This is a genomic window from Siccirubricoccus deserti (assembly GCF_014283215.1).
GTDB classification, from domain to species: Bacteria; Pseudomonadota; Alphaproteobacteria; order Acetobacterales; family Acetobacteraceae; genus Siccirubricoccus; species Siccirubricoccus deserti.
Map to the genome: position 1 here is coordinate 62,002 of NZ_JACOMF010000024.1, position 12,505 is coordinate 74,506.

At 68.4% G+C, this 12,505-nt stretch carries 6 protein-coding genes and 1 pseudogene; 3 read left to right on the forward strand and 4 right to left on the reverse strand.

Annotated elements, in window-relative coordinates; translation table 11 throughout:
* Nucleotides 1-4: 4 nt before the first annotated feature.
* The 4 genes from H7965_RS17880 to H7965_RS32000 all read right to left on the reverse strand — a co-directional run bounded on the left by H7965_RS17880 (nucleotide 5) and on the right by H7965_RS32000 (nucleotide 7,799).
* Complete coding sequence (locus H7965_RS17880) at nucleotides 5-6,214, reverse strand: non-ribosomal peptide synthetase (protein WP_186771953.1); 6,210 nt, start codon at nucleotides 6,212-6,214, stop codon at nucleotides 5-7.
* Between the two features lie 38 nt (nucleotides 6,215-6,252).
* Nucleotides 6,253-6,780 carry an efflux RND transporter permease subunit gene (locus H7965_RS17885; RefSeq protein WP_261394279.1) on the reverse strand — a complete coding sequence of 176 codons (528 nt, stop codon included), beginning with the start codon at nucleotides 6,778-6,780 and terminating at the stop codon, nucleotides 6,253-6,255.
* Complete coding sequence (locus tag H7965_RS17890; protein WP_186771955.1) at nucleotides 6,777-7,298, reverse strand: efflux RND transporter permease subunit; 522 nt, start codon at nucleotides 7,296-7,298, stop codon at nucleotides 6,777-6,779. Before H7965_RS17890 ends, H7965_RS17885 begins: the two co-directional genes overlap by 4 nt.
* 207 nt (nucleotides 7,299-7,505) lie before the next feature.
* Nucleotides 7,506-7,799, reverse strand: coding sequence for a transposase (locus H7965_RS32000; protein WP_390624577.1), 294 nt, complete (start codon nucleotides 7,797-7,799; stop codon nucleotides 7,506-7,508).
* Between the two features lie 892 nt (nucleotides 7,800-8,691).
* On the opposite strand from H7965_RS32000, the gene H7965_RS17900 reads away from it, so the two are divergent.
* The 3 genes and pseudogenes from H7965_RS17900 to H7965_RS17910 all read left to right on the forward strand — a co-directional run bounded on the left by H7965_RS17900 (nucleotide 8,692) and on the right by H7965_RS17910 (nucleotide 12,379).
* Nucleotides 8,692-9,453, forward strand: coding sequence for a thioesterase II family protein (locus tag H7965_RS17900; RefSeq protein ID WP_186771957.1), 762 nt, complete (start codon nucleotides 8,692-8,694; stop codon nucleotides 9,451-9,453).
* Nucleotides 9,454-9,605: 152 nt separating this feature from the next.
* Nucleotides 9,606-10,858, forward strand: a pseudogene (locus H7965_RS32005) (IS3 family transposase); the annotation flags it as partial.
* A gap of 456 nt (nucleotides 10,859-11,314) precedes the next feature.
* Nucleotides 11,315-12,379, forward strand: a complete 1,065-nt coding sequence (locus tag H7965_RS17910; protein WP_186771959.1) for a hypothetical protein — start codon at nucleotides 11,315-11,317, stop codon at nucleotides 12,377-12,379.
* The last annotated feature ends 126 nt before the right edge of the window (nucleotides 12,380-12,505 follow it).

The following is a 12,505-nucleotide window of genomic DNA, read 5'->3' on the forward strand; positions in this document are numbered from 1 at the left end:
CGGGTCACCGCCATGTCCCGCCCGGTACGGCGGTTGCGAAATGGGCAAGGGGTCGGCGTGCCGCATTGCGGCGGGCCCGCCGGGCCGCCAGCGGGTCCTCGGCCAAGCCAGCCGGCGGCGAGACTGGCAGCGCCGACGCCTGTGGCGCACCGTCTGACCCGGCAAGCAGCACGGCTAGGGACAGCACGGTCGGGTAGCGGAACAGGTCGGTGACCGAGGGCGCCGGGTTCAGCGTCTGCGCCAGCCTGGCCTGCAGTGCCACCGCGAGGAAGGAATTGCCGCCGACCTCGAAGAAATTCGCATCATCGGCGAAGTCGGAGTGTTCGAGCGCCTCCTCCCAGGCCTTCCGCACCAAGGCGACCCAGCGGTCCTGCCGGGCCGGGCGCGCCCCTATCGCAGCTTGCGGCTGGAGCTGGATCGGGACCGACCCCGGCTCGGCGACGGCGGCAGGCTGGCCGCCCACCATCGCATGCAGGAAGATGTGGTCCGGTGAGAGCCGCAGCCCGGACCGCAGCGGCACAATGTCCAGCCAGCCGATGGCGCACAGCCCAAGCCCTTCGGCCGCGGCCGCATCGGCAAGCAACTGGCTGATGCAGCCGGCCTCGATCCGCAGCAGCTCCTCGGCCATCTCGCCATAGAGAGGACGGATCGCCGCGAGGTCGCCGATCAGCAGTAGCGAGACGGCCGCCGCCGCCGCCATGCTGCGGTTGAACGGGACATGGAGGGCGCTCGGCTGGACCTGTGCTGGCCCCAGATGCACCAGCCGGTGCAGCGCGGGCAGGTAGTGCCAGAGCCCTGCCGCCAGCCCCTCGCAGCCCTGCTCACCCACCAGCAGATAGAGCTGCACAGCGTAGCTGGACCCGGCCGAACCATAGCGTCGGCGCGGTCCCTGCTCGGTTGCCACCTCGCGCAGCGGCGCCAACAGGGCGGCGAGTTGCCCTTGGGTGACGGAAGCGGAGCGGAAATGTCGGGTCGAGACCCGCACCGGTGGCGCATCGCCCGTCGGCACCGGGAATGCTAGGGAGGGCAGCGCCACAAGGTCACGCCGCATCGCCGGCGCCCCGGCAACGAAGCGGTCCCGCCCATCCTTGTCGCTGATGACCCCCGCCGTGCCGAGCATCCCTGCCACTCTCGCCGCCAAGTCCGCCACCTGTTCCACCGGAACGGTCGGCGGAGCTTCCGCTGTCGCCGGCGGCGTGGAGTCTCGCGCAGCCGCCGATGCGCCGGTCATCCGCCGCAGTGCCAGGGCGGTCAACTCCTTGCGGTCCACCTTGCCGTTTTCCGTCAGCGGCATCCGTTCCAGCGGCAGCAGCAGGCCAGGCACCATGTAGGACGGCAGGCTGGCGGCCAGCGCGGCGCGGATCTCGCTCTCGGCAAGCCCGGAGCGGTGGCGATAGGCCGCCACCAGCCGCTGGTTGCCACCGGGATCGGTCACCGGGAATGCCACCGCCTCCAGCATCTCCGGCACCGCTTGCAACCCGGCTTCGACTTCCGCTAACTCGATCCGATGGCCGCCGATCTTCACTTGGGCGTCCCGGCGGCCGAGGAATTCGATACCGCCATCGGCAAGGACGCGGCCGTAATCACCGGTGCGGTACAGCCGCTCTCCGGTTTCGGGGTGGCGAATGAAGCTGGCCGCGGTGGACGCCTCATCCCGCCAATAGCCGGCAGCGAGCCCCGCGCCGCCGATATGCAACTGCCCCACCTCCCCGATCGGGCAGGCGCGCTGCGCCTCGTCCAGGACATAGAATCGCTGGTTCGCCATGGCTCGGCCATAGGGAACGCTGCGCCAGCCCTCCTCCACCCGGTCTACCGGATGCCAGATCGACCAGATGGCCGCCTCCGTCGCCCCGCCGAGGCTGACGAGCCGCGCCGCCGGGTATTCGGCCCGAAGCCGGCGGGCCAGCGGCAGCGGGATCCAGTCCCCCGACAGCATGAGGAGCCGCAGCGAGCCCGCCAATGCGATGCCCGGGGCCTCCACCACCAGCTTCAGATAGGAGGGAGTGGAGTTCCACAGCGTCACCTGCTCCCGCGCCAGCAGCGCTGCCAGATGGGCCGGGTCGCGCACCGACTCCGCCGCCGGCAGCACCAGGGCCCCGCCTGCCCCGAGCACGCCGAAGATGTCCCAGACCGAAAGGTCAAAGCCGAGCGAGGAAAGCCCGAGGACGCGATCCTCTGGCCCGACCCCGAAGCGGCCATTCACGTCATGGAGCGTGTTGGATACCGCGCCATGCTGCAGGGCCACGCCCTTCGGCTCCCCGGTCGAACCAGAGGTGAACAGCACATAGGCAAGGTCGCTCGCCGCTGGCCGGCAGGGCCGCCAGGGCAGCGGGGCCGCGGCCACCAAGGTATCGAGATCGGTCGCCGCGCAGGGCCAGTCGAGCCCCTCCGGCGCCGCATGGGTCAAGGCCAGCGCCACCCCGGCGCGCTGCAGCAGGGACCGGATCCTCGCCGGCGGCAGCGGCAATTCCACCGGCACATAGGCGGCCCCTGCGAGGCCGATCGCCAGCACCGCCACCACCTGCCGCCACCCTTTCGGCATGACCACGCCGACTAGCTGGCCCTGCACCACGCCCGCGGCCTGGATCCGTGCCGCAAGCATGGTGGCCTCCCCGACGAGGGTGGCGAAATCCAGCCGGCGATCCTGGGCGATGACCGCCTCCCGCTGCGGCGCCGTTTCGGCCTGGCGCAGGATGCCGGCGAAGACCGGCTCCCAGGGCAACCGGGCGGCGGTGGCATTGGCGGAACGGAGCGGTGCCGGCACCGTCCCGGGCGGCGGCGCCACCCAGGCCTCCGGCAGTTCGGCGAGGCGCCGCACCCGGGCGACGAAGCCGCCGAACATGTCCGCCAATATGTCGGGGGCGAAGACCCTCTCCATCGCATCCCAGGACAGATGCAGTCCGTCGGCCGCCTCCAGTGACTGGGCGTCGAGCCAGACCTGCGGCGTGCGGGTGGCCCCGGCGCGATAGGCGCCGATCGCGTCGATCCGCACCGGCCGCTTCAGTAGCGCGCCGTAGCCATGTACGGCGGTGAAGACCACTGGCATGGTCACAGGGGCCTGCCGGCGTCGCGCCAGCTGGCCCAGCACCTTCACCGCGGAGCAGCCGGCATGCTCGATATCCGCGGCCAATTGCGCTGCCAGCGCGGCGGCATGCGTGGCAAAGTCGCGCTCGCCACGTGCCGGCACCGCCAGCAGCACATTGCTGGTGAAATCACCAACCAGCCGGAACACCTCGGGATGTATCGGGCGCCGGCCGGCCAGGGTCACGTTCAGGCAGAATTCGGGCCGTTCGGCCCAGGCTGCGATGCTCTCGGCGAGGGCTGCCATCAATGCAGCATTGGCCGTCACTCCATGTGCCGCCGCGGCCTGCTCGAAGCGGCGCCAGACCGCCAGAGGCAGCACCTCCTCATGGCGCAGGAAGGCGGGCCGGCCGGGCGGCGGGCCAGGCAGGATCGGCAGGGCCGGCGGGCCAGGCAGGCTGTCCAGCCGCGCCTCCCAATAGGCAAGGTCGGCGGCCGCCGCGGCGTCCTGCTCCCACTGCTTCTGCGCCAGCACGTAGTCGCGGAAACCCAGGCTGAGCGGCGCCAGCGGCCGGTCCGGCGCCTCGTACAGCGCCGCCCATTCCTCCATGAGCAGGAACAGGCTGGGGCCATCGGCCACCAGCAGGTCCAGCGCGAGGTGCAGTCGGTCGCCCGCGGCATCCCGCGTGACCGCCAGTCGGAAAAGCGGGAACTGGCCTGGATCGAAATCCACCGTGCGGAAGCGTTCGGCCAGAGCGGCACGCTCACGCGCTGCTACGTCGGCACTGGCCGCGGACCAGTCGTGCAGCGGGATCTCGATCGGCCCGGCCCTCTCGGTCGGCAGCACGCGCTGCGTCGCATCCGGCGCGAAGATCACGCGCAGCATGTCATGCCGGATGACCAGCCGGTTCCATGCCTCCGTCAGCCGCTCGACATCGAAACGCGGGCGATCGAACTCCCAATAGACTTGGCAGCCGAAGCCGCCATGCTGCCGGCCTTCCTGGCGGCCCATGAGATAGGCAAACTGGATGTCGGTGGTCGGGAAAGGCGCATATCGCGCCGCCGGGTCCGGCGTTACGGGCGCCTTCCTCGCCCCTTCGGCGATCGGCGGCACTAGCGCCAGCAGCGCCCTGAGGTCGGGCGCCTGCAACAGCATCGCCAGCGGGGGCGCTTCCCCGCCGCAGCACTCGACGATGCGGCCGCGCAATTCCGCCGCCGCCATGCTGTCCAGGCCGAGCGCGGCAGGACTGTCGGTATCTGCCCAAGATGCGGTATCGGCCACGCCCAGCGTCTCCGCGAGCAGGCCAAGCAGGATCTCGCGTGGCCTGTCCTCGCCCGATCCTGGCGCAATACCTGGCGCAATACTTGGGGCCGGGGCCGGAGCGATGGCCGCAGGCGCCGTGTCGTCTTCCATCCAGAACCGCGTCGCCGCCAGGGGCATCGGCGGCAGGCTGACGCGGCGACCCGGCAGGACGTCAGCCAGTGCGGGCCAATCAATCTCCAGCCCGCTGCACCACAGCGAGGCCAGCTTCGGCCAGTGCCCCAGCTGGATCAGGCGCGACAGCCAATCCCGGTCTTCCTCGGCCGCGCCGAGCAGCGGCATGCCCCCCCCTGCCCTCCCTCGACGCCAGGAACCTCGGCGGTCCGGCGCCGCGGCGAAGGCGGCCAACTGTTCAGTCAGGCCAGCGACATCCTCGGCCAGAATGGCCAACCGCTCCGGCATCGCATCCCGGCCCACCAGCAAGGTGAAGGCCACATCCTCGGCCGGCGGAACCTCGCCTCCGCTGAGCGCCGAGGCGAGTTGCCCCGCCGCATCCGCCAGAAGGGCCTGCGTCGCGGCGGAAAGCAGGAAGGCGCGCGGCTGCCGACTTCGCGGCGCCGGCGGCATTGCGACACAGTCGTCCGGCGCCGCTTCCAGGACGAGATGCACATGGCTGCCGCCGAAGCCGTAGCCACTGACCAGGGCTCGCCGCGGCGTCGCTTGGTCTGGCCAGGGGAGCGCTGCCACCGGCAGCCCGAGCCCGGGCCAGGCGGCTCGCACCGCCTCCGCAGCCTCGCTGAGGCCGCCGATCGGCGGCACCACTCCGTCCCGCAGGATGGCCGCTACTTTGACGAGCTGGGCAAGCCCGGAAGCCGCCTCCATATGCCCGGTCAGTGGCTTCAGGGCACCGGTGAGGGGCTGCGGAAGCGGCGCCCCCTCTGCCGCCGCCTGCCTGAATCCTGCGGCGATGACGGCCAGTTCCGCGGCTTCCTCCGACGGGCGCCCGGCCGCCTGCAATTCCAGGTAGCCAATGCTGGCGGGGTCCACCCCGGCACTGCGCAATGCCCTGGCTACCGCATCGGCCTGCGACGCTGCCGCGTCTGCGTTGTAGCCGCCCGCAGCGCCGCCATGCCCGGCGGCCGAACCACGGATAACGGCATGCACCGCGTCGCGATCCGCCCGGGCCCGCGCCAGGGTCTTCAGCAACAGCACGCCGACCCCCTCCCCGCGTACGAAACCGTTTCCAGCGGAATCAAAGGCGAGGCTCCTGCCATCGGCGCTGAGCATGCCGGCGCGGGCCTCGCCCAGATAGCCGTCGCCGGCCAGGATCAAGCTGACCCCGCCGGCGAGCGCCGCCTCGCATTCCCCCGCCCGAAGCGCCATGCAGGCCCGGTGCACCGCCAGGAGCCCGCCGCTGCACGCGGCATTCACCACCTCCGCCGACCCTCGGAGATCGAAGGCGCGGGCAATCCGACTGGCCAGCATGCAGATCGTCATGTCCGTCAGCCGGATACGCTCCACCCGGCCGGGCTGGCGCAGCCGGTGCACCCATTCCTGGAAGGTGTTGGCGACGAAGACCCCGACGCAGCAGCCGGCAAGACCTCGCGGTGCATGGCCGGCATCCTCCAGCGTTGCGCGGCAGGCCTGCAGCAGCAGGCGGGACTGCGGATCCATGCGCGCCGCCTCGCGGTCTCCAATGCCAAACAGCGCCGCGTCGAAGCGGTCGACATCTGCGATGAAGCCGCCGCGTGCCTGCGCCATGGCCCCGCGCGGCGGCAGGATCCAGCCGAACCGCCCTTCCGGCACCGGGCCGATCAGAGAATCGCCGGTCAATACCGCTTCACGAAAGGCCGCGAGGTCGGCCGCCGCGGCGAAGCGGCCGGACATGCCCACTACGGCGATATCGTCGCTGCCGACCGGGCGCTCTGTCACCGGTTCCTGGCGCTGCCGCGGCGTTGCAAGCAACGACATCATTCGCCGGGCGCCGCAACGAGACCGTCGGAACTGACCGCCTGCGGATGCGGCGCGGACACCTCGGGCAATGTCGCAGTGAGTTGAACGTTCGCGCGCACCGGAACCTCATCGGGCGCGCTGCAGCTATTGCGAGCCGGTGCCTCCAGTTCCAGCACGACGCGATAAAACCCACCCGACCAGGAGAAGCAGCTGACATTGCATCTGCGCAGGATCTTGGCCAACGCTTCGCCGATCACCGACAAGGGGATTTTCAGCTTCGCCGCCAGTGCCTTGTCAATCTGCACGTCACCGCGTGGCACCGCCAAGGAAAGATCCGACAACGGCCGGGCGAGTCCAGGGTCCTGCTGGGCACGGCGCACGAAATCATCCGTTACCTGCGACAACTGATTACATTTCCCGGTCGTGCGCACCACGAACTGCACGGGTGCTTGGCCGCCTGCCAAGTGGGTCGGGGCAATCACGCTTGGACGGGCTCCGGCAATTCCATCGAGCGTTGATTTGATCGACCGGCTGACAAACTTCATGTTGCGCTGTCGCGCATCCCATAGCGCCAGGACGAGAAACGCGAAGCCCTCGTTGCGCGACGGCGCGCCGACCAGGATCGGGGAAGTCCGGCACTCGGACACGGCGTCGAAACCGCGGCGATGGCCTGCGCCTGCTCGGTTTTCTTTTCGAAACTGGCGGCGGGTGGCCCCTGGAAACGGGCAAAAATATAACAAGGGTCTTCCACCGGGGCGAACTCGGCGGTGATCCTCTGTGTCGCCAGACAGCCGCTTCCACCAAAATCCAGAATCACCGGCACGAGTAGCCAGTGGTGGTGCAGCAAGGGCCGCAGCACCGCTGCGTAAGTGCATGGGGCGCTGCCGAAAACGCGCTCCACGCAGCGCAACACCACACTCTGACGCGCCGTCGACAGACAGGAGCGCAGCATGGGCGAGAGCGTGCGCGAAATGGCGCCGGAGATGATGACGTCGGCAGCCAGATCGGCAGCGTGTGCTCCGGCGGCGTGTCCTGATGTGGCGGGTGCTGGCGCGGAGATCATGACGGTTGGACACGCGCCGATCCTCGCCGCAACAGGCGCAGCGTTGCTGCGAGAAAGACACGCTCATCTGGTCACCTCAACCCGCGGCACAAAGTTTGCGCTGTTGCCGAGGGGGGTGCAATCTTTATTCCCGACCGTCTCACCAGAGCGTCGTGCTCTGATGCTTGAGCTGCTGCCTGAGTATGGTGACTTGCGGTGTCTGGACCGTCAGGCTGGCCCGAGACCTGCGAGTCTAGCATGATCCAATGCGAACTCGCTCTGGTGCGGGCGCGCCGAGGTCATCGCGACCTTGATGCATCGGACCGACCAGCGAGCCCGGGCGCCGATCCGCAGCAGGGAGAGACGGAGCGTGCGGCAGGTGGCCTCGACAAACGGGGTTTGGGCAAGGCCGATGCGGCGCAGGGCGCGGAGCGGGACGTAGGCCACCAATGCGAGCCACAGCCACAACTGGTTGGCCCGCATGGTGGCGGCCGAGGCCTTCGACACAGGTCCGGCTGACATTCCTTCGCTCTGTTTTCCGTGCCGCCCACCGCGCGGTAGACCCTCTCGTAGAGGCTGCGGGCGTCGATCTCGGCGGGGCGGAGCGACATGACGACGAAGCGCGGGTTGGCCTCGCACCACGCCCTCAACACCTCACGCGCGAAGCCGCAATCCGCGCGCAGCAGGATGCAATCCCATGGCCGGTGGGCCAGGACCCGGCGGATGATGCGCTCGTTCGAGGCAGCACCTCAAATTCTCGCGGGCACCGATGGGGCCCGCTGGGCAGGCTCAAGAAGGCCCAGGCCGAACGGGTGCTGAACGCCGAACTCGACCACCACCTTGAGGGCGGCGAGCCCAATGGTCGGGCTAAAAGCCGAAGCGGCCACTGAACCCCGCCGGGTTTGCCGGATGCTTCGAACCTTGGGAGGTTGCAGCCATGATGAAGAAGACATTGCACCGGTTTTCGCCCGGGGTCCGGCAACATGCGGTGCGAATGGTGCTGGAGCACAGCGGAGACGCTGCGGAAGGGGGTGCGGCAGGCGGAGCGCGACCTGAGGCTGCGGGTGTGTCCTGACCTGTCACTGCAGGGTGAGATTACCCGGCCTCGCCGCCTCCAAGCGCATGCCGTCATCGTAGATCGCCGCCAGGGGCAATAGCCGCCTAGCCTGGGGCGCGTCCCTGCTCCGCGTGCCGAAAGTCGAAGCTCGGCGGCAGAGAGGCCGGAACGCAGGGCAACGGCGCACGCCATTACGAGCGTCTGGATGCTCGCTGGCTTGAATCACATCATCACCGAGTCAGGGAACCCCGTTCCGTGAGTCACCGGCTGTGGGAATTGGTATTAGAACGACAATCCGCAGCGGTATCGTGCGTAGGCTGAGGTACGAACCACAGCTTCAGCACCGGAGAACGCAGAATGGCGATGGCAGTGAAAGGCGAAGCTACAGCTTGGTGCGTGCGCTTCAAGCAGCAAGCGCCAAGCACCCTGCGGCTAATCTGCTTTCCCCACGCAGGCGGCGGCGCTGCCGCATTCCATCCACTGGCTCGACTGATGCCGCCGAATGTCGAAACTCTCGCCATTGTTCCGCCCGGTCGCGAGGCGCGACTGCGCGAGGCGCCGCTGAAAAGCATTGCCGCCATGGCGGAAGGCGCCGCCTCGGCCATTGCGGCGCTGCCGGCGCTGCCCTTCGCCTTCTTCGGCCACAGCATGGGCGCTATCATCGCCTTCGAAGTTGCTCGCTTGCTACAACGGCAGTGCTTAACTCCGCCGCGTCGGCTGTTCATCTCCGGCCGCCGGGCCCCATGCGAGGCGATGGTAGAGCAACCACTCTCTCAGCTCGACGACGCTACTCTCGTCGCAGAAGTCTCCCGACGGTATGAGGGCATTCCCGCCACAGTACTTGCGGACACCGAGTTGCTTCGGATGTTCCTGCCGGTCTTGCGGGCCGACATGTGCGCCGTCGAGAGCTATGTCGATATGCCGCAACCTGCTCTCCAAGTGCCGTTGACTCTGATGGGCGGCTTGACCGACCCTCAATGCACCGACGCGGCTTGGGCCGGATGGCATTCTCTCGTTGCTGGTCCAGTTGAGAAGATGCGCTTCCCCGGCGGACATTTTTACCTTGTGCAGGAGCGCACCGCGACCGCGGCGGCCATCGCCCGCCAGTTGGCTCTGTAGGCACCCGTGAACTACGGGGGCTTCAGGCGGCCAGGGGCTCTTGGCTGGCCGCGTGTCTGGTCTGATGAGGTGGCGTCAGCAGGCTGGGGTGCGGCACGGTTCGATGAGACAGCCGGCTGCGGTAGAGGTCACCGCAACCGGAGGTCAGACCGATGGACCAGAACCACAGCGACAAGCCCGTGGGGGCGCCGGTGGGTGCCCAGATCGCTGACGCTGGCGCCCCCTCGGGCGGTGCCGGGCCGGAGCATCGCGACTCCGCCCGGCGCAAGCTGGCCGCCGTCACCCGCCTGCTGCGCGGTGAGCCGCTGGAGACCGTGGCCCGCGAGCTCAACGTCACCGTCGCCCGACTGAGCGAGTGGCGTGACCGCGCCCTGGTTGCGGCAGAGGTGCCGATGAAGGAGCGCGAGCGTGACAGCCGCGATGTGGAACTACTCCGCCTCAAGGCCAAGCTCGGCGAGGTCACCATGGCCAACGAGCTGCTGGAGCGGAAGATCGCCGCCCTTTGGGCCGCAGGAGGTCGAGGCGGTGAGCCGGACCATCTCTCCGGCCACGAGCCGCGCCTATGGCCTGGCCAAGGTTGCCCGGGTCTGGCGGCTCTCCCGCGCCACGGTTTACCGCCATCGCACGGCGGCCGGCGGCCGGCGCCATGGGATCGGTTAGCTTGGTGCGTCGAGGTCCGGTCGGCGCCTGCTCCGATGCCTCATTGCTCGAGCACATTCGCGCCCGGATCCTTGGCTCGCGTCTGCATGGCGAAGGCTACCGGAAGATCTGGGCCCGACTGCGCCATGCCGGCATCCACACATCGGCCCGGCGGGTCTGCCGCCTCATGGGCCAGCATGGCCTGCTCGCGCCACACCGCGTCGGCCGTCCCGAGCAGCGCGCGCACGATGGCACCATCACCACCACCGCAGTGGACGTGATGTGGGGTACCGACATGACCGAGACCGTTACCCTAACCGAGGGCCGGGCCCAGGTCTTCGTCGCCGTTGACCACTTCTCCGGCGAGTACGTCGGCAACCATGCCGCCCGCTCCGGCAACCGCATCGAGGCGCTCGGGCCCATGCGCCAGGGCGCCCTTCGCCACTTCGGCCGCATCGAGAAAGACGCGGCCAAGGGTCTCCCCCTCCGCCACGACCACGGCTCGAACTACATGTCCAGCGACTTCCAGGACAAGATCACCTTCCCTGATATCGAGAGCTCGCCCTCCTTCGTGCGCCAGCCCGAGGGCAACGGCTTCGCGGAACGCTTCATCCGCACCCTGAAAGAGAACTTCTTATGGGTGCACACCTTCGACACCATCGAAGAGCTGCGCCGCCGGCTCCAGGACTTCGTCGCCCACTGCAGCGCTACCCGGTTCGTCGCCCGGCACGGCTACCGCACCCAGAACCAGATCCGCGCTGAGCAACGCGGCCTTGCTCAGTGCCTAACCGGACCCACTACAGCGGCGTCATCGCTGATCCTCAACTGCAAAGCGCTGCCGGTCCCACATGCTGGGCACCGACTGGAGCAGCGCTGGTGGCCCAATGTGAGGCGGCTGCCGCCCGTCCATGACCGCCTCGACAATATCTGGTGCCAGCAGCGTCAGCCGCAGCATCTTGCCGAGACATCCCGGTCGGTCTTCTCGGCCTTCGCCATTTCGCTGAGGGAGGCATAGCGACCCTCTTCCAGCAGCCGCTTCCTCCGAAGCGCTCGGGCCAACACCTTCACCATCGCTGGATCGGCACCACGCTCCTCTGGTTTGATGACACCTTGCGCCAGCCGCAGGCAGCAGGATTGCCGGTTCATATTGGATGCGGTTTGGGTATTGTCTTCTTTCGCCGCGAAAGGCCCGAAGTCGAAACGGCGTGCTGATCCTGCTGACTTGGCCGAAGCGGCCACAGGTCCGGCGCCTGACAGGAGGGGTTCAATGGATGCTGGGAATGGTCGTACCAAGCGCCGCATCGTCGCCGCCCTGCTGGCAACGAGCATCTCCAGCCCAGTGCAGGGGCAGAGCGTGCCGTTGCCGGGCAATCCAGGCCCCATTGGCCGGCTCAATGAGGATGTCGCCTATTCCCTCTTTCTGCTGACCAATGGGGGCTTCACCAGTGCCGGCTACGTCGATTATCAGGACGAGAGCACAACTTCGAAGATCAACGTCTACACCCTGCCGCTGCGCTTATTGTTGGAGACTGGCCTGCTCGGCCCGGTTGAACTGCGGCTGACGGGCGGCTACGGCGAGGCGGCGACGACCACGCTGCAGAGTGTGACGGGCATTGCGGGCAGTCCCGCAGGAGCTCTGGCGACGGAGCGGCAATTCATCGCACTCTGGGATCTGCGCTTCAACATCGGCCGGCCGATCAGCCCCATGCCGGATTTGGTGCTGACCCCAATGGTTGGAATCGGCACCCAGCACTGGTCCGGCAAGCTCGACCGCTCCCCATTGGGTGGCAGCCCGGTGCCGGCCGAGCGGGTCAATTTCTGGACCGACACGCTGCTGACCGGGGCGGCCGCGATCATTGAGTATCGCTATCGCTGGGGCACATTGAACATCCGGCCGGGCGCCTCGGTCAGCTACATCAACCTGTCCTCCTTCGATGGCCGTGCCACCCAGATGTTACAGCCGCCGGCGGAGCCGACTCGTGGCAAGGCTTCAGTCACTGCGGACAGCACGGTGCTGCGGGCGGGGCTGCGAGCCGATGGCCCACTGGGCTACCGGCTGGGGGTGACGGAGCTGCGTTGGCAGAGCTTCGTCGTCGGCAATTACAGCACCGCTGACATCGGCCTCTTTCCCTGGTCGATTGAGCTTGGCATCGCGGTGGGGGCCGAGCTCGGCGCGCTCGGCCGCAGCCTGGTCGGCTTCGATCCTGGTGAATTCTATGTCGGCGCGAGCTACATCACTGGCGAGAATTTTTCAGGCGTCCGGGCTAATTTCGGCTTCCGCTTCTAAGTGTCCGTCCGGGGACAGGTGCTATGATTTGAATGGGTTGTGACTGGCCTGTGGGCGGCCGGGGCGGGAAGAACTGCGGCGATGTGGACGCAGGAGAACCGGGCTCGGTACGACCGCAGCAAGCTG